Genomic DNA, 21,557 nt, shown 5'->3' with positions numbered 1-21,557 from the left:
CCCCGATGGGAGGCACGACCGTGAACGAGTACCCCGCGCCCGCGACCCTGGCGATCGCCGACATCGAGGGCTTCGCCCGCCGCAACGACCTGGAGCAGCGGCGGGCCCGCGACGCGCTGTACACGTGGCTGTCCGGTGCGCTCGGCGCGCTGTGGGGGCGCTGCGTCCACGAGGACCGCGGCGACGCCGTGCTGATGCTCTGGCCGGCGGACGTCCCGCGCCCGGTGATCGTCGCCGCCGTCCTGCGCCTGGCCGAGGCCGCCCCGGCGGAGCCGCCGCGGCTGCGCGTCGTCCTGCACGCCGGCGACGTCTACCGCGACCCGCGGGGCTTCGTGGGCGGCGACGTCAACGAGGCGTTCCGGCTGAACGAGGCGCCCGTGCTGAAGGCGGCGCTCAAGCGGGCCCGCGGCCCGGTCGCCTACCTGGTGTCCGAGCAGGTCCACCGCGGCATCGTCCGCTACGGGGACCCCGCCGTCGACCCGGAGGCGTTCCGCCCCGTCGGCGTGGCGGTGAAGGAGACGCGGGTGCGCGCCTGGCTGTACGTCCCGGGCGACGACGGGGACGCCGCGCGGCTCGCGGCCGACGCGTTCCGCCCGCCGTCCGGCCCATCGCCCGACACGCCTCCCGGCATGCCGCCCGGGCCGGTGCCGGGCGGCGTCCGCATCCAGGGGCGCAACGTCACCGTCACCGACTCCGAGATCGCCGGGAGGGACCTCCGATGAACGGCCCGTCCATCGCGGCCGCCTGCGCCGCCGCCCTGCTGCCGCTGGCCGCGGGCTGCGCCGGCAGCGGCCCCACCGACCGCAAGGAGCTGTGCGCGGCTGGCGAATCCGACTCCTTCAACATGGTCGAGGCCGAGACCACCACCGCGCCGGTCGCGGCCGAATGCCGCGGCGAGGGCGGCTGATTCCCGAGGACCCGCATCCGGAGGGACGCCCGCGCGCCGCGGGACGGATCCCCGTCCGAACTCGAAAGGTGATTCCGTGCACGCGAACGAACTGGCGACGACGGCGGTCGAGGTCCTCGCCGCGCGACTCCCCGGCATCTCCGACGGCTCCGTCCGCGCCGACGGCGACCCGGCACTCGCCGACCTGTACGACCTGGTCCGGGGGCGGCTCGTCCGGGACGGGCGGCAGGCGGCGTTCACGGCGTACACCACGGACCCGGGCAACAGCTCGCTCGTCCAGGACCTGCTCCGGCACGCGGCCGAGACCGACGCCGCCTTCGCCGCGGCGCTGCGGGACGCCGTGGGACGCGCGCGGTCGGCCGCCCCGGCCTCGTCCTGGTCGAGCCGCGTCACCCTGAGCAACGTCACCGGGAGGGGCATCACCGCCGCGGGCCGCGACATCACCACCACCAACGAGAAGAAGACGACCATCAACACGGGCGGGCTGGTGCTCCTGGCCGCGGGGGCGATCGCCGCGCTGTTCGTCTTCGTCTTCATCGTCAAGGCCGCGACCTCCGACGCCATCACCGCCGACTCGACGTGCGCGGAGTTCCTCGACGCGGACTCCGAGACCCAGCAGCACGCGATCATCGACATCGCCCGGGAGAAGGGCGTCTCCGGCGCGGGCAGCCCGCTGGCCCCGCCCGCGATCCGCTACAGCTGCAGCAGCGAGCCGGACGCGAAGGTCGGCGACGTCATCGCCAGGTTCCGCGGCCAGTTCTGACCGTGCCGCGCCGCGTCCGCCGGACCGCCGGGAGCCCCGGGCTCCGATGGCCTCGTCATCTCGCCGCGCCAGGCCGCGTCCGGCCGGGCCGCCCACGATCAGAGAGGCCGGGAGAAGATGTTCCATTCCGTCGGCACGACCGGCTTTCCGACGGGCGGCTTCGATCCGGCCGTTCTCCGCTCCCTGACGGAGGCCGAGGCCGCCGTCGCCGCGAAGGTCTGCTCGTAGAGCCGCAATGGCGCACGTGCGCCATACCGGCAAGTAATGTGCAACGCCGTTCCGGCTCTCCCAGAACGTCCGCCCAGGGCCTCTCTCATTGGTGCGGCGGTGCACATTTCCCGCTGACCTGCGCATTCGCGGTGAATTCCAGCTGAAGGGCTCACTCCCGAGTGCGGAGGCGGGGTCGACGCCGGCTCCTTTCCGCGTTGACCGCCCGCGGCGGTCTTGAGCAGGGTTGACCCCTGCTCGGCCGAGCACGGCGGAGCGGACGCGCACGCGCGCGGAGATCACCGGCCGATCGGACCCTGGGGAACGGCGGCCGTGCGAGCCGAGGAGAAACGGGGGCGCGCCGATGAGCGGTCGGAAGAGCGGCGGGCCGCGCCGCACGATGGCGAAGGCGGCTTTCATCGTGCTCGCGTGCGCGGGGGCCTGCGCGGCGGGACGGGTGCTGGGCGGCGACTGGTACTGGGGCGGGTTCGCCGGCGCCATGGTGCTGATCGCGGCGATCGTGGGGCGCGGTGCGCGCCGTCCCTCGGTGCAGACAACGGTCAACGCGGCGGGCCGCGACATCAACACCACCAACGTGCGCAAAACCCGCCTCAACATCAACACGGGCGGGGTGACCGCCGTCCTGGGGGCGGTGCTCATCGTCGTCGTCGACGGCCTGCTCGTGGCGCACGTCTCGACGCAGGTTCCCGGGGGACGGTTCTACGAGCCGTCCGAACCGGTGCAGGCGGTCGGCGCTCCGGCCACGGCGCGCGCGCCGGTCTTTTTGCGCGACCTGCCGAGCAGCCAGCTGCACGAGCCCCAGACCGGCTGGTTCAGGCGCCGCGGCGCGCGCATCACCGGCCGGCCCTGCGCCAGGAGCGTCTACGTCGCGCTCAGTGTGATCGGCCGACCCGCCACCATCACTCTGACGACCGCCGCGAAATACTCGCGCTTCAAGGCGCTGGCGGGCGTCCCGGACGAGGATCCGCCCAACGTGACCATCGAATTCACCCTGCTGGGCGACGACAAGGTCGTGGCGACGAGGAACGCCGGCCCGCGCAAGCCCGCGGTCTTCGACGAGGACATCTCCCCCTACACCACGCTCAACCTGCGAACCGCCCTGATCGCGGCGGAGAACGGCACCGAGCCGCCGGACAAGTCGCACGACGCGGTCTGGGGCGACGCGCAGCTCGTGCCGTCCGGCGGCACGACCGACGGCTGCCTGAGCACGGGCTGAGCCCGGCGCCGCCCCCTCAGAAGATGATGAACATCATCCGGTAGCGGCCGCCCCGGTAGAGGTAGCGGGCGTAGAGGGCGGAGAGCCCGGCGATCAGGAGCCCGAGCAGACCGGTGCCGACCAGGTCGTGGGCGAGGAAGAACAGGCTCCCCATGAGGAGGAGCACGGTCACGCCGCACCAGTACCAGAAGTAGAACCCCATGTAGGTGGTGGCGGGCCGGGACGCGGGCGCACCGGGGCCGGGCGGGTGGACCGGCCGGCCACCCGTCTGGTACTGCCTGCCGTCGTCATGGGCCACGGCTGCTCCATTCATCGGTGGGTGAGGTGCCCTTCTCGCCGCCGAACGCGGCACCGGCCCGGGCGTTCAGGTCCCGGCCGGCGGGACCTGACCAGCCCACCAGGAGGCCGCTCCCTATGAACGAAAGGCTGGACACCTCTGGAATCCGCTGAATGTCCCGCAGGTCCGGCTCCCCGCCGTGGCGTAGATCACGGAGCCGAGCCGGGAGCGGCCGGGAACGCCCGCCGCGAGGGGCTTGGAGGCGTTGGCGGACAGGTGCGTCAGGGGGTTGAGCTGGGGGTTTGATTTTGCGGGAGTTTGCCTTGGCTTGGCGATCTGCGTTAGCTTGGCGCCCGGCAAGGCGCTCACCAGGCGTTCTTGTCCCGTCCGGCACACGGATGGACGGGCGACACGATCCACGTGTCGCGCGGCCCTGAGGCGGTCGCCTCGGAAGGGCCTTACAACATCAGCGCCGCTCTTTCGCCGCATGGGACAGGGGTCCCGTGCACGGGGCCGACGTGCCCTCAGGATCGCAGCGGCAACCGCCGAGTCCGCCGTCGCGCGGAGCCGGGGACCCACCCTCACTGGGGTGAATCGGCCTCTCCCATGGCCGTAGGGCGACTTCCACGCCCGAACCCGTCAGCTAACCCGGTAGGCGGCTCATGGAAGAAGGAGCCCCCCTTTGAAAGGCAAGCACAGCAAACGTTCGGGCCGTCGCGGCCTGAGCCCCAGCGCCAACGGCGCACTGGTCGGCCTCGCCGTGTTCGGTGTGGCGGCCACGACCGTGCACGCGGCGGACGCACCGGACGACGGCAGCGCCGCGGTCGCCGCCGTCCACACGGTTCCGAAACCGCGCAAGGCCGCGCCCGTCGAACGGGAGAAGGACGAGCGGTCGCGGGTCATCGAGCGGGCCAAGACGTGGAACCCGCACTCCGCGGACCGGGTGCCCTACAGCCAGACCGGCTACCGCGACGGCTACCGGAGGGACTGCTCGGGATTCGTCTCCATGGCCCTGCGGCTGCCGAAGCCGGGGCCGAACACGGTCGGGCTGACGTCGTCGCGGTACACCGAGCGCATCAAGATGTCGGAGCTCAAGAAGGGCGACCTCGTCATGGACGCCCAGGGCACCAACACCACGCGGCACGTCGTCATCTTCGAGAAGTGGGCCGACAAGGAGCACACGGAGTACTGGGCGTACGAGCAGCGGGGACGGTACGGCACCGACCACCGGACGCGCGACTACGGCCTGGACCCCGGCAGCGAGTACAAGGCCTACCGGCCGGTCAAGCTCAAGGACGCCTGACGAGCGTCCCGGCCCGGAGAGTGGGGCCGATCCCCCGCTCTCCGGGCGGTCCGGTCAGGTGTCGCGTATCGCCCTGATGGACTCCTTCAGGGAGCCGACGGTGGCCATGACCGCGGTCGGCTCGTAGCCGCAGTGCGCCATGCAGTTGGCGCAGCGCGGGTCCCGGCCCCGGCCGTAGGCGTCCCAGTCGGTCTCGTCGAGGAGTTCCTGGTAGGTCTGGGCGTAGCCGTCCGACATCAGGTAGCAGGGGCGCTGCCAGCCGAAGAGGGAGTAGGACGGGATCGCCCACGCCGTGCAGGGGAAGTCGACCTTGCCCTCCAGGAAGTCCAGGAAGAGCGGCGAGTGGTTGAGCCGCCAGCGCTTGCGGTTCCCGTCGGCGAACGCCTTGCTGAACAGCTCGCGGGTCTCCTGGACGCCGAGGAAGTGCTCCTGGTCGGGCGCCTTGTCGTAGGCGTACCCCGGCGAGATCATCATCTCGTCGACCTGCAGGTCGTCGTTCAGGTAGTTCATCACGTCGATGACGCTCTGCGGCGTGTCCGTGTTGAAGATCGTCGTGTTGGTGGTGACCCGGAACCCGCGCCGCTTGCACTCCTTCACGGCGGCGACGGCGGCGTCGAAGACGCCCTCCTTGCAGACGGACTCGTCGTGCCGCTCCCGCAGCCCGTCGATGTGCACCGCCCACGCGAAGTACGGCGACGGCTTGAACTTGTCGATGTGGCGGGGAATGAGCACCGCGTTGGTGCACAGGAAGACGAACTTCTTGCGCTTCACGAGCTCGTCCACGATCTCGTGGATCTTCGGGTGCATGAGCGGTTCACCGCCGGCGATGGACACCATCGGCGCGCCGCACTCCTCGATGGCGGCGACCGCCTGCTCGACCGGCATGCGCCTTTTCAGGACGTCGGCCGGATGCTGGATCTTCCCGCATCCCGCGCAGGCGAGGTTGCACGCGAACAGCGGTTCCAGCTCGACGATCAGGGGGAACTTCTCCCGGCCGCGGAGCTTGTTGCGGAGGATGTAGGTCCCGATGCGAAGGCTCTGGCGAAGCGGCATGCTCATTGTGTTCGGACCTCCTTTGGCAAGGTGAATTCGGTCGTCTCCACCGTGACCGTGTGCTCCTTGATCTCGACCGGCCCGAGCCCGCGCAGGACGTCGACGACCGCGTCCAGCACGGCCGGCGGGGCGGACGCGCCCGCGGTCAGGCCGACGACGCGGGCGCCCCTGAGCCGCCCGAGCGGGACGTCCGCGGGACCGTCGACGAGGACGGCGGGCGTGCCCCGGCTCTCGGCCACCTCGACGAGGCGGCGGGAGTTGGACGAGTTCGCCGAGCCGACGACGAGCACGAGGTCGCTGTCGCGGGCGACGCCGGCGACGGCCCGCTGCCGATTGGTGGTGGCGTAGCAGATGTCGTCGGTGTGCGGGCCGACCGCGTCCGGGAACCGGCCGGTGATGGCGGCCGCCACCTCGCCCGCCTCGTCGGCGGCGAGGGTGGTCTGGGTGAGGTAGGCGACGGGCCGGCCGGCCGGCAGGGACGCCACGTCGTCCGGCGTCTCGACCAGGACGGTCGAGGACGGCGCCTCGCCGAGGGTGCCCTCGACCTCCTCGTGCCCGGCGTGCCCGATCAGCGCGACCAGGTGACCGGAGGCGGCGAACCGCCGGGCCTCCGCGTGCACCTTGGACACGAGCGGGCAGGTCGCGTCGATGACCCGCAGCCCGCGCCGCCCGGCCTCGTCCCGGACGGCGGGCGCGACGCCGTGCGCCGAGAACACCGTCACCGAGCCGGGCGGCACCTCGTCGAGCTCGTCGACGAAGACGGCGCCGCGGCGGGCGAGGTCGTCCACCACATGGGTGTTGTGGACGATCTGCTTCCGCACGTAGACGGGCGGGCCGTGCAGGTCGAGCGCGCGCTCCACGATCTCGATGGCCCGTTCCACACCGGCGCAGAACGAGCGCGGCCCGGCGAGCAGCAGCCGGCGCGGGCCGGCGGCGGCCGCCCACTCGCGCAGCGCCGGGCCGACGGTGCGCAGCCGGCGCAGCGCGGCCGTCCCGCCGGTGAGCGTGGCGGGGCTGACCAGCGGGCGGCCGGGCGTGTCGACGATGGCGCGCACCACCGCGAACGGCCGGTCCCCCGCCGCGGCGGCCAGCTCCGCCGACTCCATGTCGGCGACCATCGCCCCGCCGGCGGCGAGGCGGGCGCGTTCCGCCCCGGAGACGATGTGGTCCACGGTGACCAGCGGCCCCCGGTGGACGGTGGCGCCGGTCGTCCGCTCCAGCAGCCCGGCGAGCGCCTCCGCCGTCCGGCACGGCACCGTCCCGGACGGGCCCCGCACCTCGGTGGCGACGAACAGGTCGCCGGGGCGGAGCCGCTCGTCCAGCGCGCCGCCGCAGCCGGCGACGGCGAGCGCGTCGTGCTCCGGGAGGCCCGCGGCGGCGGCCCGCGCCTTCGCCGGCCCCATCCCGGTGCGGACGACGCGCAGGCCGCCGCGGGCGACGGCGCGGGCCTCGACACCGAGCGCCGCGCAAACCACGAGCCCGCTCATGTGGCTCCCCTCAGGTAGCGGCCCAGGGCGCTGATCGGGAACACCAGCCGGTAGAGGTGGTAGTTGATGTAGAAGTCGCCGGGGAACCCGGTGCCGGTGAACTGGTCCTCGTCCCAGTTCCCGTCCGGGCGCTGGTTCTCCACGAGCCAGCGCACGCCGGCGTCCACCGCGGCGGAGCGCTCCCCGGCGGCCAGCAGCGCCAGCAGCGCCCACGCCGTCTGCGACGCGGTCGACTCGCCGCGCCCGATCCACGCGGGGTCGTCGTAGGAGCGCAGGTCCTCGCCCCAGCCGCCGTCGGGGTTCTGGTGCTCCTCCAGCCAGGCCACGGCGCGGCGGATCGCGGGCTTCTCCGGGCGGACCCCGGCGGCGATGAGCGCGGGCACCACGCCGCCCGTCCCGTACACGTGGTTGGCGCCCCAGCGCCCGAACCACGAGCCGTCCGCCTCCTGCGCCTTCAGCAGCCAGACGACGGCGCGCTTGACCACGGTCGACTCGGCGAGGCCCTCCTTGGCGAGCGCCTCGACGACGTGCGCGGTGACGTCCGCGGACGGCGGGTCGATGACGGCGCCGAAGTCGCAGAACGGCAGCTTGGTGCACAGCTCGCGGGTGTTGTCGGCGTCGAACGCGCCGTAGCCGCCGTCCTTCGACGCCATGCCCTCCAGCCACCGGACGGCCCGCTCGATGGGCGCCTCCGCCTCCGGCAGCGACACCCGGCGCAGCGCCATGATCGCCTCGGCGGTGTCGTCGGTGTCGGGGTAGACGTCGTTGTCGAACTCGAACGCCCATCCGCCCGGCGGGAGGCCGGGCCGGCGCACCGACCAGTCCCCCGGGCCCCGGACCTCCTCGCCGATGACCCAGCGCGCCGCGCGCACCAGCGCCGGGTCGTCGGGGGCGGCGCCGGCGTCGGCGAGCGCGTTCATCGCGAGGACGGTGTCCCAGACCGGCGACTGGCACGCCTCCAGCCGGCGGCCCCTCTCGTCCCGGATCGTGAACCGCTCCAGACCGGCGAGCCCGCGCTCGACGACCGGGTGGCCGAGGTCGTAGCCGAGGACGTTCAGCGCCATCAGCGAGTACACCCAGGGCGGCTGGATCCCGCCCCAGCAGCCGTCCGCCTCCTGCCGGGCGATGATCCAGTCGGCGGCGCGGCGCATCGCGGCCCGGCGCAGCGGGCGCACCGGCGCCTTCTCGTACACGTGCAGGACGCGGTCGAGCGCGTTGAAGACGCGCCCCCAGCCCTTCGCGTCGTCCGGCGGGGCGACGCCGGTGCGCAGCTCCGCCAGGTCGACGGGCAGCGGCCGGACGGGCCGCAGCGAACCGAGGACCGTCAGCGGGACGATCGTCTGCCGCGCCCAGCACGCCCAGTCGTAGACGTTCAGCGGCACCCGGCTCGGCAGGAACATCAGCTCGGGCGGCATGACCGGCAGGTCGTCCCACGACCACTGCCCGAACAGCGCCAGCCAGATCCGGGTGAAGACCCGGCTGCCCTCGATGCCGCCCGCGTCCCGCGCGTACTTGGCCGCGGCGAGCATGTGGTCGGCGTCGGCGGGGTCGCCGGCGAGCCGCAGCGCGAGGTACGCCTCGATCGTGGTGGACAGGTCGGCGGGGCCGCCGCGGAAGTTCGCCCACGTCCCGTCGGGGCGCTGCTGCGAGCGGATCCAGCGCGCCGCCTCCTCGGTCTCCTCCGCGGTGCGGATGCCGAGGAACTGGCGCAGCAGCAGGTCCTCGGCGTCCATGGTGACGTTGGTCTCCAGCTCGCCCTTCCACCAGCCCTCGGGGGACTGCAGGCCGAGCAGGTGCTCGCGGGCCGCCTCGACGGCGGCGGCCGCCGCACGGGTGAGCCCCGGAGCCTCTTCCGTCGTGGTCATTCAGCGGTCTCCTTCTCGCGCGCCCGGGTCAGTGGTCCCGGGCGGTGACGAACAGGGCGATGTCGCGGAACTCCGCGGCGACGAGGTCGTCCATCCCGGACTCGTCGAGGTGCCGCTCGGCCGCCGCGATGCGCCGGTCCGCCTCGGCGGAGGCCCAGTCCCGGCCGCCGGCGGCCTCGACCAGCCGCGCCATCTCGTGCAGGACGTCCTCGGACGGCTGGTCGGGCTTGCCGTACAGCTCGGCGAGCCGCGCCGACTCCGGCGTCCCGGCGGTCAGCGCGTACACCACCGGCAGCGACTTCTTGCGGGCCCGCAGGTCGGACAGGACGGGCTTGCCGGTCGTCTCCGGGCTGCCCCAGATGCCGAGCAGGTCGTCCACGAGCTGGAACGCGAGGCCCATCTCGGCGCCGAACCCGGTCAGCGCGGTGACGAGCCGGGTGGGCCCCTCGCCGAGCATCGCGCCGATCGAGGAGGCGCAGGCCAGCAGCGCGCCGGTCTTGTCGGCGGCCATCGCGACGCACTCGTCCAGCGTCACGTCGTCGCGCTGCTCGAACCCGAGGTCGGACGCCTGCCCGGAGATGAGCCGCTGCGTGGCGGCGGTCAGGGCGCGCGCCGCCCAGTGCGCGCCCCGCGTGTGCTGGTCGAGCAGCAGCTCCTCCGACAGCGCGAGCAGCGCGTCGCCGCCGAGGATGGCGGCGGACGGGCCGAACACCGTCCACGCGGCGGGGCGGTGCCGGCGGGTCCGGTCGCCGTCCATGATGTCGTCGTGCAGCAGCGAGAACGCGTGCACGAACTCGACGGCGACCGCGCCGGGCAGCGCCGTCTCGTAGGACGCGCCGGCGGCGCGGGCGGACAGCAGCGCCAGCGCGGGGCGCAGCGCCTTCCCGCCCGCCTCGGCCGGGTGCCCGTTCTCGTCGGTCCAGCCGAGGTGGTAGGCGACGACGCGGCGGGTCCAGGGGTCCAGCCGGTCCGCGGCCGTGCGCATCGCCTCGTCGACGAGCGCGCGCCCGTCGGTGATCGAGTGGGGAATGGTGGTCATCGGCCGCTCACCTCGTCGGTCCGCACCTGCCGCAGGTGCCGCCGGACGAGGCGGGCGGCGGTAAGGCCGCTTCGCACGGCTCCCTCCATCGTGTCGGGCCAGCCCGTGTCCGTCCACGCGCCGGCGAGGTAGAGCCACGGCAGCCGCGTCGCGGACGCGGGGCGCAGCGCGCCGCTGCCGGGGCTCTGGCGGAATGTGGCGTGCCGTTCCCGCGTCACGAAGAAGTCGGTGACGCGGGCGCGGCGGGCGGCCGGGAACAGCCGCTCCAGCTCGGCGAGGTACACCTCGCGCAGTTCGGCGGTGGGCGTGTCGATCCAGCGGTCGGCCGCCGAGACCGAGACCGCGATGTACTGGCCGCCGCCGGACAGGCCGCTCACCTCGGTGCGGTCGAACACCCACTGCACGGGCGAGCCGACGGCCGCGGCGAACGGCTCGTCCCTGCCGTCGACCCGCAGGACGGGCCGGTCGTAGACGACGTGGACGTTGACGATGGGGCTGGAGCCGAGGCCGTCCCACTTCGCCCGTTCCGGGGACGCCTCCTCGGGGACGAGCGACGACGCCACCCGGTGCGGCACCGCGACGACGACGGCGTCCGCGGTCACCGGGGCGCCGTTGACGACGAGCTTCGGCCCGGCGTCGATCGCCTGGACCTTCGCGCCCAGCTCGATCCGCCCGCCGCCCCGCTTGATCTCGGCGGCGGCGACCGTGCCGTGCAGGTCGCCGAGCGGGATGGCGGGCACGCCGATGTCGGCGGCGTCCGAGCGGCCGAGCAGCGCGGTCTGGCACACCATCGCGGCGGGCCCGAGCGCGGCCTCGTCCAGCCGGATGTTGAGCGCGGCCGTGACGAACAGCTCCCACAGCGCCTCGCGCGCCCGCGGCCGCTGGCCATGGGCGGCGAGCCAGCCGCCCATGCCGAACCGGTCGAGCGCCGGGTCGTCCGGGTCGAGCCGGTCGAGCGCGAGCGACGCGCGGACCGCGCGCAGCCGGTCGGCGGGCGGCAGCAGCCGGTAGCCGGCGAGCGCGGGCAGCAGGTGCAGCGGGCCGGGGGCCTTGGCGCGGCGGAGCCGCCCGCCGCCGCCGTCCGGCGTGAGGACGGGGACGTCGAAGCGGTCCTGCACGCGGACCCGGTCCGTCGCGCCCAGCCGCTGGAGCAGCCCCCGGTAGGCCGAGCAGCACTTCAGGAAGATGTGCTGCCCGTTGTCGACGGTCAGCCCGCCGCGGGTGAAGGAGTGCGTGGCGCCGCCGAGCCGGGGGCGCGCCTCGTAGATCGTCGTGCGTATGCCCGTCTCCTGGAGCGCCAGCGCGGTGGTGATCCCGGCGAGGCCGCCGCCGACGATGGCGACGTCCGCCCCGCTCACCGGCGCACCCCGGACATGGCCATCGCGGACACGGCGGCCTTCTCCCATGTCGGCAGGGAGGTGCGGGTGTCCAGCGCGGTCAGCGGGTCGGCCTTGATGCGTTTCAGCAGCTGCCGGTAGATGCCGGCCATCGCCCCGGCGCACGCGGCGCTGCGCCGGTCCAGCATGGGCAGCAGCCGCAGCCCGGTCGCGTACCACTCCTCGGCGCGGCCCGCCTCGAACCGGATGAGGGCCGCCAGCCGCTCCGGGTCGTCGGTGAGCCGGCCGGCCTCGTCCCGCTCCAGCGTGCAGCCGAACCGGGCGAGGTCCTTGGCGGGCAGGTAGACGCGGCCGCTCAGCCCGTCCTCCCGGACGTCCCGCAGGATGTTCGTCAGCTGGAGCGCGACGCCGAGCGCGTCGGCGCGGGGCACGGCCGTCCCGGGGTCGGACGTGCCGAACACGCCGAGCGACAGCCGGCCGATGGACCCGGCGACGCAGCGGCAGTACCAGAGCAGGTCGTCGAAGGTGTCGTAGGTCTCGCCGCGGACGTCGGCCTCGCAGCCGTCGATCAGCTCGCCGAACGCCTCCAGCGGGATCGGGTGGCGGCGCGCGGCGTCCGACAGCGCGACGAGGACCGGGTCGGACGGGTGGGCGTCCGCCTCGGCCAGGCGCTCGCGCTCCTCCGCGAGCCTCGCGAGCCGGGCCGCGGGCGGCGCGCCGTGGTCGTCGCCGATGTCGTCGATGCGGCGGGCGAACGCGTAGACGGCGCTCAGCGCGCGCCGCTTCGGGGCGGGAAGCAGCCGGATCCCGTACGAGAAGTTGCGCGCCTGGGAGCGCACGATGTCCTCGCAGTGCCGGTAGGCACTGGGAGCGTCCATCCCCTCATCTCCTTCCCAATGTCCGCGACCACTCGGCGAGCAGTCGCGTCTTCCTCGGCCGTGGCGGGCTCCCCAGGACGTCGTAGGCGCCGCGTTCCAGGGCGGCGAGGGCGGCGAGGCCGCCCGCGACGTACCCGGCGACGGCGACGCGGGCGAATCCGCGGAGCCGGCCGGTGAGGGCGGCGCCCTCGTCCAGCAGCGCTCCCGCGCGCTTGGCCTGCAGGGCGACGACGCCGCGCAGCCGCGTGGGCGTGGTCCGCGCGGCCAGGTCGTCCTCGGCGCAGCCGAACCGCCGGAGGTCGTCGGCCGGCAGGTAGATCCGGCCGTTGCGGTAGTCCTCGCCGACGTCCTGGCAGTGCTCGATGATCTGCAGCGCGGTGCACACCTTGTCCGACAGGGCGAGCCGGTCGGGGGTGGCGGCGCCGAACACGTGCAGGACGATGTGCCCGACCGGGTCGGCCGAGTAGGCGCAGTAGCCGACCAGGTCGTCGAAGGACGCGTACCGGGTGACCTCCTGGTCGCGCCGGTTGGCCTCCAGGAGGCGGCGGAACGGCTCCGCCGGGATCCGGCACGCGGCGATGGTGCGGGACAGGTCGCGCAGGACGGGCAGCTCCGGGGTCTCGCTCGCGTAGACGCGGTCGAGGTCGCGTTCGACCAGGTCGAGCAGGCCGGCGCGCTCGTCCGGCGGCGCCTCGTCACCGATGTCGTCCACGAGCCGGGCGTAGCCGTAGACGTTCAGCAGGTGCTCGCGATGCCGGGCGGGGAGCAGCCGAGTCGCGACCGGGAAGTTCTCCCTGGACTGCAGTTCGAACCGGGTGCGGCGCTCCTCGGCCTCGTTCCACAAACGCTCGCTGACGGACATGGCGTTCCTTCGACGACGTTCCTGCGGGGCGGCGGCTGGGGCGTTCATCGATGCCCGATATCCGGGCGATGGCCCGGTAAACATGGTCCATCATGAGGCCCCTGTGACGTACGTCCCCGAACAGCCCCGGGAACCCTCCAGAATATTCGGAATTTGTCGAACCCGGCCGGAAGTGGTCACGCGGGAATATGTCATGGCCGGACCGGCGACCACTGCTGGTCAGCGGATTTTCCCGTTCCGTGATATTGGACTCAAGGTGAGTCTCGCGTCTAACCCCAAGGCTCATTTATGCGAGACGCGAGTCTCATTCCTGCGGCCGGAGCCGGTGGTAAAAATTCGGCAGGCGCCGGGCGGGTGACTCCGCCCCGGGTGCGCCGCGGCGGAGTCACCCGCCGCGCCGGCCGCCGGCCCAGACGGCGATGGCGAGGGCCACCCGGTCCTCGAACTGGAGCGGGTCGCGGCCGGTGAGGGCCTCGATGCGGGCCAGGCGGTGGCGGAGCGTGTTCGGGTGCAGGAAGAGGGCGCGGGACGTCGCGCCGACCGCGCCGCCCATGTCGAGGAACGTGCGGAGCGTCTCGGCCAGCCGGGTCCCGTGCGCGCTGTCGTACTCGTCCAGCGGGCGGGCGATCTGCTGGACGAACGGCGCCAGCTGGTCCTGGTCGAGCCGGCCGAGCAGCGCCTGGAAGGTGGCGAGGTCCGAGGCGAGCACGACGCCGCCGCCGCGGCGGCGCGCGGAGTCGAGGGCGGCGAGGCTCTCGGCGAGCGACACCGGCAGGTGGTCGAGCGGGCCGGGGCTGCCGACGCCGGCGGGCTCGGACCAGGCGTGCGAGTCGTTGGTGATGAGCAGCGCGGTGTCGCCGTCCACGCCGAGGACGCCCGGCAGCTCCTCCTCGACGCCCTCCATCGCGATCACGAGCAGCGCGGCCGGGTCGAGCCCGGCGTCGTCGATCCGGGCGCGGAGCGCCTCGGGGGACGCGACGCCCTGCTGGACCATGCGCAGCAGCCGCCCGGTCTCCTCCCGTTCGCGCCGCTCGTCCCGGGTGGACGCGAGCCGCTCGGCGAAGAACTCGGCGAAGAACTCGGTGAAGCCGAGGAACGGGACCTCGGCCGGCACCTCCAGCAGCGGCAGCCCGAGGCGCTCGCACGCCTCGCGCAGCTCCGCCGGCGACTCGGCGGTCACGTCCCCGGTCCCGTAGCCGATCGCGCTCGCCCGGCCGGCCTTCACCGACTCGGCGAACGCCGTGCAGGCGCCCGGCTCCCGCAGCGACGCGCCGACCGTCAGGACGATCTCGTGGCCGCGCAGGTGGGGCCCGGGATCGCGCAGCTCGGTCGAGTGCGCCCAGCGCAGCGGCCGGTCGAGGCCGCTCTCGCCGGCGACCAGCCGGAGCCGGAAGCGCGGCACCGCGAGGAGCTGCCGGACGGTGTGCTGCGGCACCGCGGAATCGCTGGTCACAGCCTCACCCTCTCACCCCGGGGCGGCGGGGTCGGCGCACGTGACCGTGATTTGGCAGAACCGTGCGTTGGAGAAGGGCACGACGGTCCGGGCGCGGCGCGGTGCGTTCGGCCAACAAACCGCCGCGCCCCTTGCCGCCTGCGGTTATGTCGGGTTTGCCTGGAACTTCGGAGCTATCTTCGGGGTGATCGGATGCGCGAGCGAGTCGCACTCGTCACCGGCGCGGCGAGCGGGATCGGCGCCGCGATGGTGCGCGAGCTGGCCGGGCGCGGCTGGACGACGGCCGGCCTCGACCTCCTCCCGGCGGCGGACGCCCACCACACGGTGGGCGTGGACGTGGCCGTCCCGGAGCAGGTGACCGCCGCCGTCCGGCGGATCGAGCGGGAGATGGGGCCGATCGAGGCGGCGGTGTGCGCGGCCGGGCACTACAGCATCGTCCCGGTGTCCGACATCGCCTGGGCGGACTGGGTCCGGATGCTGCGCGTGCACCTGGGCGGGGCCGTGAACGTGTGCCGGGCCGTGGCGCCCGGCATGGTGGAGCGCGGCCGGGGCACCGTGGTCGCGGTCTCGTCCGACCTCGCCATCGGCGGCGGGGACGGCGAGGCGCACTACTCGGCGGCCAAGGGCGCGGTGATCGGGCTCGTCCGGTCGCTGGCGGCCGAGCTGGCGCCGTCCGGGGTGCGGGTGAACGCGGTGGCGCCCGGCCCGACCGACACGTCCATGCTGCCGCCGGACTCGCCGTGGCGGCGGCCCGCGTACCTGCAGACGCTGCCCACCGGGCGGCTGACGTCCCCGGAGGAGGTCGCGTTCGCCACCGCGTACCTGGTGGAGGAGGCGACGTTCTGCGCCGGGGAGGTCCTCTCCCCCAACTCCGGGGCGGTGATCTGATGGCGGTCGCGCTGGTCACCGGGGCCGGCGGCGGCCTCGGCACCGCGGTCTCGCGGCGGCTCGCCGCGGAGGGCCACCGGGTCGCGCTGAACGACCGCCCGGGCCTGGACCTGTCCGCCCTCGCCGGGGAGCTGGACGGGCTGGCCGTGCCCGCGGACGTCGCCGACCCGGACGCGGTGGCCGCGATGGTCGCGGAGATCGAGCAGCGGACCGGCGGGCACATCGGGATCCTCGTCGCCGGCGCCACCCGGCTGACCACGGCACCGTTCGGCGAGCACGACCTGGACGACTGGTGGCGGGTCATCGACGTCGACCTCGGCGGCACGTTCGCGTGCGCGCAGGCCGTCATGCCCGGGATGGTGGAGCGCGGCGGCGGCCGGATGGTCCTGGTCGCGTCCGAGGGCGGGCTGATCGGCCGGCCGGGGGCGACCGCCTGCTCGGCGGCCAAGGCCGGGATCGCCACGCTCGCCAAGTCGCTCGGCCGGGAGCTGGCGCCGCTCGGCATCGCGGTGAACGCGATCGCGCCGAGCGTGATCGACACGCCGCGGCTGGCGGCGCAGGCGGAGGCGGCCGGGGTGCCGCCCGCGGAGTTCCGCGCCGCGCAGACCGCGCGGGTGCCGCTCGGGCGCATCGCGGCGCCGGACGAGATCGCGGCGGCGGTGGCGTTCCTCGCCGACGAGCGGATGCCGACGCTCGTCGGGCAGATCCTGCACGCCAACGGCGGCACCACCAGGGCCCGCGCCTGAGGCGGCGGTCAGCCGGGCAGGGCCGCCACCGAGCGCGCGACGTCCTCTTCGAGGACGGCGAACAGGTGCCGGGGCAGGTCCATCGGGGACAGCTCCAGCATGTCGGGGCGGCTCGCGGCGGAGGCGACGGCGGCGCGGGCCTCGCTCTTGGTGAGCGCCCGGCCGGCGGCCTTCTGGAGCGCGATGAGCCCCTCCCGCCAGCCGTTGCCGAGCTTGCCGTGCGCCCGCGCGTAGATGTGCCCGAGGACGCGGCCGGCGCCCGGCGGTTCGTCGTCCGGCGCCGTCCTCTCCGCGAGGACGACGGCCTGGCCGGGGCCCGGCGTGCCGCGCAGGAACCGGGCGATGCGGTACTTGGGCCCGATGAGCCGGGCGAACTCCCGCTGCCCCTCCGCGTCCTTCAGGAAGGGCAGGTCGTTGCGGCACACGAGGGCGGCGCGGCGCGCGTTCGCGGCGAGCAGCGCCCGGACCGCCGACGCCCCGAAGCCCGGATACAGGTTGACCAGGACGGTGCCGTGGTCCCGCAGGGGCCGGGGCAGCGGCGCGCCCAGGAACGCGGGCAGCCCGATCCGCCGGCCGGGGGCGCCCGCGGGCCAGTCGTCGCCGACCAGCAGCGGCTGCTCCCCGGGGCCGGCGCCGAGTTCGACGACCCGGGCGGCGGCCTCGCCGTCCAGGCCCGCGACCGCCTCCACCGACTGGGCGCCGTGGGTGTACAGGGCCGCCCTCGGGTCGTCGGCGGCGGCCCTGGCGGCGGCGGCCGTCCGCCGGGTGGGGCGCAGCACGTAGAGCGCCGCCGCGCTGCCGACGGCCTGCGCGCCCGCGTACCGGTTGAAGTTCGGAAGCACCGCCTCGTACACGAGGTGCAGCGGGTTCAGCGCCTTCTGGACGGCCAGCCCGAGCGCCGGCTGCCGCTCCCCGAACCCGTAGGCGAGCAGGACCCGCCCGTTGCGGTGGTCGCGCAGCCCCTGCAGGCCGCGCGCGACGAAGAGCCGGACGCCCTCCGGCGTGTACGGCGGGTCGGTGAACACCAGGTCGGCGGACTCCCCCAGCGCGGCGGGCAGCCCCAGCCGCAGGTCGGCGAACAGGCAGCGCACCTCCCAGCCGCGCCGCGCGGCCTCCGCGTCGATGAATTCGAGCAGCCGCTCGTCGACGTCCACGACGCTCGCCCGCAGGCCGGGCGCCCCGCCGGCGAGGAACAGGCCCAGCGAGGTCAGGTCGTGGTCGCCGGCGAAGAGCACCTGCGCGCCGGTCAGGTCGAAGCCGTCGAGCATGAACCGGGCCCGCTTGACCACGGTCTCGGCGGTGGCGGGCACGTGGTCGAGCGCCTGCACCGGCGGCGGCGCGGCGCCGATCAGCCCGTCCATCGCGGCGAGGACGGCCGGGTCGCGGCGCGCGGGCTCCGCCCACGGGTCCCGGACGCCGAACGGCTCCCCGGCGCCGAACACGCCGCGGTATTCCCCGACGTGCCGCTTCCCGATGCGCCTTCCGTCCCCGGACGATTCGAGATGCGGCTCCAGGGCCCGGAAAACCGCCTCCACCGTCCGCCGCGACGTTCCGGTAAGGGAGACGACGTCTTCGACGGTGCGGAATTCTCCGGCGGCCAGCAGGCGGCCGATCTGGTCGATGCGGCGGGCATCGATCCCGAATTCGTCCCGCACCGCGCGGACGGCCTCCACCGGCGTTCGCCGCTGCGGCGGCTCGCCATTCGTCATCGGTCGCCTGCTTCGCTCGGAGTGGACGGTTGACGGACCGATCCTAGGCTCACCCGGCCCGCGAGGGCGGCGCGCGCATCACGCCAGCGCCGCCGGCGCCGGCCGCGCATACCCGCCGACGCCGAGAATGTGATGCCACGTTTATCGGTAATTTATTTTGTTCTGTTATGCTTGCGTTATCGGCCGGTATGTTCCTTGCCGACGAAATTCGTCGGCGAAAGGGGAACGGGTCGATGGACGAGGGACGGGCCAGCATGACGGCGCTCGCTTCGGCGGCGGCGCGGGCGGCCCACCTGACGGCGGACGGCACGCCGAAGATCTTCACGGACACGGTCGCGGGGCCGCTGCTCGGCGGCCTCGCGGACGAGATGATCGGGTACCACCGGGCGCAGGGGGAGCACATCATCCTGGCCGGGACCAGGGCGATCACCACCGTCCGGGCCCGGTACGCCGAGGAGCGGCTCGCCGGGCACGCGCAGTACGTGATCCTCGGCGCGGGCCTCGACACCTACGGGTACCGCGCGGAACCGGGCATCGACGTGTTCGAGGTCGACCACCCGGCGACGCAGGAATGGAAGAAGGGGCTGCTGGCGGCGGCCGGCATCGAGGTGCCCGAGCGGGTCGCCCTCGTCCCCGCCGACTTCGAGGCGGAGGAACCGTTCCGCAAGCTCGCCGCAGCCGGGTTCGACCCGGCGAAGCCCGCCCTGGTGAGCTGGCTCGGCGTCAGCTTCTACCTCAGCCGCGACGCCGTGGCGGCGACCCTCGGCGAGATCGGCCGGCTCGCCCCCGGCACCGAGCTCGTCATGGACTACGCCCTCCCGGAGGGACTGCGCGACGCCGAGGGCGACGCCTACGCGGAGATCGCCGCGCAGGTCGTCGGGGAGAACGCCGAGCCCTACAGGTCGCACTTCTCCCCCGAGGAGATCGACGCGCTGCTCAAGGACCACGGCTTCGAGGTCGCCGAGAACGTGACGCTGGAGCGCGCCGTCCCGCCCGAGACGTGGCGGCGGGCCGACGCCCTGCGCCCGTTCGACTACTTCCGCCTGGTGAGGGCCGTCGTCGCGGGATGACCGGCGATTTCGCCGATGCCCGGGGGCCGGCCCGCGTGCGGACAATGTGCGCGTCCTGGAGCCGGCCCCCGGCTCCGCCCCCGTTTCCGGGGAGCCGGCTCCCGGCTCCTCCCCCCGAACAGGAGCGAACCGACGTGCACCCCATCCCCCGGCGTGCGGCGAAAACGCTGCTCGCCACAGCGCTGACCGCGACCGCCCTCGCCGTCCCGCAGGCCGCGCAGGCGGCCGACAACCCCTACGAGCGCGGCCCCGCGCCGACCGAGCGCAGCATCGAGGCGCTGCGCGGCCCGTTCGCGACGTCCCAGACGAGCGTCTCCGGGCTGAGCGTCTCCGGCTTCGGCGGCGGGACGATCTACTACCCGACCAGCACCGCCGAGGGGACGTTCGGCGCGGTCGCGGTGGCGCCCGGCTTCACCGCCGACCAGAGCAGCATGGCCTGGCTCGGCCCGCGGCTCGCCTCGCAGGGCTTCGTGATCTTCACGATCGACACCCTCACCCGCCTCGACCAGCCCGACAGCCGCGCCCGGCAGCTGGAGGCCGCGCTCGACTACCTCACGCAGCGCAGCAGCGTCCGCAACCGGATCGACGCCTCCCGGCTCGGCGTGATGGGCCACTCGATGGGCGGCGGCGGCACGCTGGAGGCCGCCGAGGACCGGCCGCAGCTGCAGGCGGCGATCCCGCTCACCCCGTGGGACCTGCAGAAGAACTTCTCGAACGTGCGCGTGCCCACCATGATCATCGGTGCGCAGGCCGACACGATCGCGCCCGTCGCCACGCACTCCAAGCCGTTCTACACGAGCATCCCGGAGTCGTCGGAGAAGGCGTACCTGGAGCTCGCGGGCGCCAGCCACTTCGCGCCGAACATCTCCAACACGACGATCGCGAAGTACAGCATCTCGTGGCTCAAGCGGTACATCGACAACGACACCCGCTATGACCAGTTCCTGTGCCCCGGCCCCGGCCGGGACCTGAACATCTCCGAGTACCGGGACACCTGCCCGAACTCCTAGCCGCTCACCGGCCGGGCCGCCCGCTGCCTCCCCGCACGGGCGGCCCTTCGACGTCGTCGTCCGGGCCGTGCAGCCGCAGCGCACTCAGCGCGAGGGCCAGCTCGACGAGGTCGCCGGGGCGGGTGAGCGTGCGCCCGGTCAGCTGCTCGATCTTGCGGAGCCGGTTGAGGACGGTGTTGCGGTGGCAGAACAGCCGGTCCGCGGCGCGGGCCGCGGAGCCGTCGCACTCCAGCCAGGTCTCCAGCGTCGTCAGCAGGACGTCCCGGAACGCGGGGTCCACGTCGCCGAGGCCGCCGAGCGCGACATGGCCGAGCCGCCCGGCGAGGCGCGGCTGGGACAGCACGAGCGCGTCGGGCAGGCGCCGGTCCAGGCGGGCGATCTGGTTGCCGGGGCCGCGGCACGTCCGCAGCGCCAGCTCGGCGAACCAGCGCGCGCCGCCCAGCTCGGCGAGCGACCCGACGACCGGGCTGACGCCGGCGTGCGAGCGCGCGTAGGGGCGGACGGCGGCGACGAGGTCGTCCAGCCCGGCGCTGCCGAGCGCGACCAGCGCGACCTGCGCGTCGGTGCGCAGCCGCCAGATGAACCGCATGCCGCCGGTGTCGGCGGGACGGCGGTCCACGCCGTCCCCGAAACCGCACTCGGCGCCCAGCATCACGACGGCGTACCGCCCCGTCGCGGGCAGGCCGAGGACGGACGTGGCGGTCGACAGCAGCCCGCCGTCGGCGCCCTGCCCGTCCAGCAGCGCGTCCACGATCGCCTGCACCCGCTCCTCGCTGCGCCGCGCCAGCGCCAGCTCGGTGCGGTGGTAGGCGGCCGCGGCGGCGCCGGACTGCTGGTCGATGGTGTCCCACGTGCGGGTCGCCTGCCGGATCAGCGCCGGGACGTTCTCCGGGTCGTGCTGCCCGACGACCTCGACGACCGCCTCCCAGAACACCCGCCCGGCGAGCCGGTAGGAGCGCAGCAGCTGGTCGAGCGGCTGCCCCTGGTGCGCCCGGCGCTGCCCGAGGCGCCGCGCCCAGTCGAGGTCGGCGCGGCCGCGGCTCGGATCGAGGATGGTCCGGAAGCCGTGCCCGAACCCGGTGTGGCACATCTCCCACACGTCGTGGCGGAACGCGTCGTCGCGGCCGCCCCGGTCGCCGGACAGGATCTCGGCGGCGAGCCGGTCGGCGAGGTCGGGCAGCCGGTCGGAGAGGCGCAGCACCGCCTTCCGCATGATCGTCCGGTCGGCGTCCACCTGCCCGGCCAGTTCGGTCCGTCCTCCCGTCATCGAGGGCCACCTCCAGCACAACACGGGGGCCTCATGGTGACATCACGGGCGCGTACGGGCCATCTTCGGGGGGCCGGACTGTGCGGGCGCACAACCGGGGCCGGTCCGGATTGCGCCGCGGCCACGCGACGGAAACTCGCTCTGGACCCGCGGCGGGTGGTCGTGCTGATCTATGGTCCCCTTCCCTTTTGAGACCCCG

At 74.2% G+C, this 21,557-nt stretch carries 20 protein-coding genes and 1 riboswitch; of the genes, 9 read left to right on the top strand and 11 right to left on the bottom strand.

The window, feature by feature from the left end; all coding sequences use genetic code 11:
- The first annotated feature begins 20 nt into the window (after positions 1 to 20).
- The 4 genes from ABTW95_RS00850 (at position 21) to ABTW95_RS00835 (ending at position 3,114) form a co-directional block, all read left to right on the top strand.
- Positions 21 to 722 (top strand): hypothetical protein, encoded by a 702-nt coding sequence (locus tag ABTW95_RS00850; protein ID WP_500223468.1) that lies wholly within the window; start codon positions 21 to 23, stop codon positions 720 to 722.
- Entirely contained in the window at positions 719 to 907 is a 189-nt protein-coding gene (locus tag ABTW95_RS00845) for a hypothetical protein (protein ID WP_500223467.1), read from the top strand. The genes ABTW95_RS00850 and ABTW95_RS00845 overlap by 4 nt, the downstream gene beginning before the upstream one ends.
- Before the next feature lie 76 nt (positions 908 to 983).
- A complete protein-coding gene (locus tag ABTW95_RS00840; RefSeq protein WP_500223465.1) occupies positions 984 to 1,670 on the top strand; it encodes a hypothetical protein in 687 nt (228 codons plus the stop codon).
- 571 nt (positions 1,671 to 2,241) lie between these two features.
- Entirely contained in the window at positions 2,242 to 3,114 is an 873-nt protein-coding gene (locus ABTW95_RS00835) for an NPCBM/NEW2 domain-containing protein (RefSeq protein WP_396447608.1), read from the top strand.
- A gap of 16 nt (positions 3,115 to 3,130) precedes the next feature.
- Here ABTW95_RS00835 and ABTW95_RS00830 read toward each other — a convergent pair whose 3' ends face one another.
- Positions 3,131 to 3,412: a hypothetical protein gene (locus ABTW95_RS00830; RefSeq protein ID WP_500223463.1), complete on the bottom strand. Its 282-nt coding sequence runs from the start codon at positions 3,410 to 3,412 to the stop codon at positions 3,131 to 3,133.
- 512 nt (positions 3,413 to 3,924) lie between these two features.
- A riboswitch (cyclic di-AMP (ydaO/yuaA leader) is annotated at positions 3,925 to 4,065 on the top strand.
- An 8-nt stretch (positions 4,066 to 4,073) separates the two neighbouring features.
- On the opposite strand from ABTW95_RS00830, the gene ABTW95_RS00825 reads away from it, so the two are divergent.
- On the top strand, positions 4,074 to 4,694 hold the full coding sequence (locus ABTW95_RS00825) for an NlpC/P60 family protein (RefSeq protein ID WP_396447610.1): 621 nt from the start codon (positions 4,074 to 4,076) through the stop codon (positions 4,692 to 4,694).
- 54 nt (positions 4,695 to 4,748) lie between these two features.
- On the opposite strand, the gene hpnH is transcribed toward ABTW95_RS00825, so the two are convergent.
- The 8 genes from hpnH to ABTW95_RS00785 form a co-directional block, all read right to left on the bottom strand.
- On the bottom strand, positions 4,749 to 5,753 hold the full coding sequence (gene hpnH / locus ABTW95_RS00820; RefSeq protein ID WP_500223461.1) for an adenosyl-hopene transferase HpnH: 1,005 nt from the start codon (positions 5,751 to 5,753) through the stop codon (positions 4,749 to 4,751).
- Positions 5,750 to 7,234: a 4-hydroxy-3-methylbut-2-enyl diphosphate reductase gene (gene ispH / locus ABTW95_RS00815; protein ID WP_396447612.1), complete on the bottom strand. Its 1,485-nt coding sequence runs from the start codon at positions 7,232 to 7,234 to the stop codon at positions 5,750 to 5,752. The genes hpnH and ispH overlap by 4 nt, the downstream gene beginning before the upstream one ends.
- Positions 7,231 to 9,099 carry a squalene--hopene cyclase gene (shc, locus tag ABTW95_RS00810; RefSeq protein ID WP_396447613.1) on the bottom strand — a complete coding sequence of 623 codons (1,869 nt, stop codon included), beginning with the start codon at positions 9,097 to 9,099 and terminating at the stop codon, positions 7,231 to 7,233. The genes ispH and shc overlap by 4 nt, the downstream gene beginning before the upstream one ends.
- 28 nt (positions 9,100 to 9,127) lie before the next feature.
- The gene (locus ABTW95_RS00805) at positions 9,128 to 10,138 is read right to left on the bottom strand and encodes a polyprenyl synthetase family protein (RefSeq protein ID WP_500223458.1); all 1,011 of its coding nucleotides are present in this window, start codon (positions 10,136 to 10,138) and stop codon (positions 9,128 to 9,130) included.
- Entirely contained in the window at positions 10,135 to 11,496 is a 1,362-nt protein-coding gene (hpnE, locus tag ABTW95_RS00800) for a hydroxysqualene dehydroxylase HpnE (protein WP_396447615.1), read from the bottom strand. The genes ABTW95_RS00805 and hpnE overlap by 4 nt, the downstream gene beginning before the upstream one ends.
- The gene (gene hpnD / locus ABTW95_RS00795; protein WP_396447616.1) at positions 11,493 to 12,353 is read right to left on the bottom strand and encodes a presqualene diphosphate synthase HpnD; all 861 of its coding nucleotides are present in this window, start codon (positions 12,351 to 12,353) and stop codon (positions 11,493 to 11,495) included. Before hpnD ends, hpnE begins: the two co-directional genes overlap by 4 nt.
- Before the next feature lie 4 nt (positions 12,354 to 12,357).
- A complete protein-coding gene (gene hpnC, locus ABTW95_RS00790; protein ID WP_396447617.1) occupies positions 12,358 to 13,215 on the bottom strand; it encodes a squalene synthase HpnC in 858 nt (285 codons plus the stop codon).
- Between the two features lie 385 nt (positions 13,216 to 13,600).
- Positions 13,601 to 14,668: a PucR family transcriptional regulator gene (locus tag ABTW95_RS00785; protein WP_500223455.1), complete on the bottom strand. Its 1,068-nt coding sequence runs from the start codon at positions 14,666 to 14,668 to the stop codon at positions 13,601 to 13,603.
- 192 nt (positions 14,669 to 14,860) lie between these two features.
- On the opposite strand from ABTW95_RS00785, the gene ABTW95_RS00780 reads away from it, so the two are divergent.
- A complete protein-coding gene (locus ABTW95_RS00780) occupies positions 14,861 to 15,556 on the top strand; it encodes an SDR family NAD(P)-dependent oxidoreductase (RefSeq protein WP_500223453.1) in 696 nt (231 codons plus the stop codon).
- Positions 15,556 to 16,302 carry an SDR family NAD(P)-dependent oxidoreductase gene (locus ABTW95_RS00775; RefSeq protein ID WP_500223451.1) on the top strand — a complete coding sequence of 249 codons (747 nt, stop codon included), beginning with the start codon at positions 15,556 to 15,558 and terminating at the stop codon, positions 16,300 to 16,302. Before ABTW95_RS00780 ends, ABTW95_RS00775 begins: the two co-directional genes overlap by 1 nt.
- Positions 16,303 to 16,310: 8 nt before the next feature.
- Here ABTW95_RS00775 and ABTW95_RS00770 read toward each other — a convergent pair whose 3' ends face one another.
- Positions 16,311 to 18,011 (bottom strand): bis-aminopropyl spermidine synthase family protein, encoded by a 1,701-nt coding sequence (locus ABTW95_RS00770; protein WP_500223450.1) that lies wholly within the window; start codon positions 18,009 to 18,011, stop codon positions 16,311 to 16,313.
- Between the two features lie 233 nt (positions 18,012 to 18,244).
- Between ABTW95_RS00770 and ABTW95_RS00765 the strand changes: the two genes are divergently transcribed.
- Positions 18,245 to 19,081 carry a class I SAM-dependent methyltransferase gene (locus tag ABTW95_RS00765; protein ID WP_500223448.1) on the top strand — a complete coding sequence of 279 codons (837 nt, stop codon included), beginning with the start codon at positions 18,245 to 18,247 and terminating at the stop codon, positions 19,079 to 19,081.
- A 143-nt stretch (positions 19,082 to 19,224) separates the two neighbouring features.
- Positions 19,225 to 20,091: a bis(hydroxyethyl) terephthalate hydrolase gene (bdeA, locus tag ABTW95_RS00760; protein ID WP_500223878.1), complete on the top strand. Its 867-nt coding sequence runs from the start codon at positions 19,225 to 19,227 to the stop codon at positions 20,089 to 20,091.
- A 4-nt stretch (positions 20,092 to 20,095) separates the two neighbouring features.
- Here bdeA and ABTW95_RS00755 read toward each other — a convergent pair whose 3' ends face one another.
- On the bottom strand, positions 20,096 to 21,358 hold the full coding sequence (locus tag ABTW95_RS00755; protein WP_500223447.1) for a PucR family transcriptional regulator: 1,263 nt from the start codon (positions 21,356 to 21,358) through the stop codon (positions 20,096 to 20,098).
- Positions 21,359 to 21,557 lie beyond the last annotated feature (199 nt).

This window comes from Spirillospora sp. NPDC127506 (genome assembly GCF_040302145.1).
Taxonomy (GTDB): Bacteria; Actinomycetota; Actinomycetes; order Streptosporangiales; family Streptosporangiaceae; genus Spirillospora.
Note: the sequence above shows the minus strand (reverse complement) of the source record. Positions and strands in the feature narration are given on the sequence as shown.

Coding starts and splice junctions, on each gene's coding strand:
- ABTW95_RS00775 (WP_500223451.1), top strand. CDS start 15,556: ATGGCGGTCGCGCTGGTCACCGGGGCCGGCGGCGGCCTCGGCACCGCG.
- ABTW95_RS00765 (WP_500223448.1), top strand. CDS start 18,245: ATGGACGAGGGACGGGCCAGCATGACGGCGCTCGCTTCGGCGGCGGCG.
- shc (WP_396447613.1), bottom strand. CDS start 9,099: ATGACCACGACGGAAGAGGCTCCGGGGCTCACCCGTGCGGCGGCCGCC.
- hpnD (WP_396447616.1), bottom strand. CDS start 12,353: ATGGACGCTCCCAGTGCCTACCGGCACTGCGAGGACATCGTGCGCTCC.
- ABTW95_RS00770 (WP_500223450.1), bottom strand. CDS start 18,011: ATGACGAATGGCGAGCCGCCGCAGCGGCGAACGCCGGTGGAGGCCGTC.
- ispH (WP_396447612.1), bottom strand. CDS start 7,234: ATGAGCGGGCTCGTGGTTTGCGCGGCGCTCGGTGTCGAGGCCCGCGCC.
- ABTW95_RS00780 (WP_500223453.1), top strand. CDS start 14,861: ATGCGCGAGCGAGTCGCACTCGTCACCGGCGCGGCGAGCGGGATCGGC.
- ABTW95_RS00755 (WP_500223447.1), bottom strand. CDS start 21,358: ATGACGGGAGGACGGACCGAACTGGCCGGGCAGGTGGACGCCGACCGG.
- hpnC (WP_396447617.1), bottom strand. CDS start 13,215: ATGTCCGTCAGCGAGCGTTTGTGGAACGAGGCCGAGGAGCGCCGCACC.
- ABTW95_RS00805 (WP_500223458.1), bottom strand. CDS start 10,138: ATGACCACCATTCCCCACTCGATCACCGACGGGCGCGCGCTCGTCGAC.
- ABTW95_RS00845 (WP_500223467.1), top strand. CDS start 719: ATGAACGGCCCGTCCATCGCGGCCGCCTGCGCCGCCGCCCTGCTGCCG.
- hpnH (WP_500223461.1), bottom strand. CDS start 5,753: ATGAGCATGCCGCTTCGCCAGAGCCTTCGCATCGGGACCTACATCCTC.
- ABTW95_RS00835 (WP_396447608.1), top strand. CDS start 2,242: ATGAGCGGTCGGAAGAGCGGCGGGCCGCGCCGCACGATGGCGAAGGCG.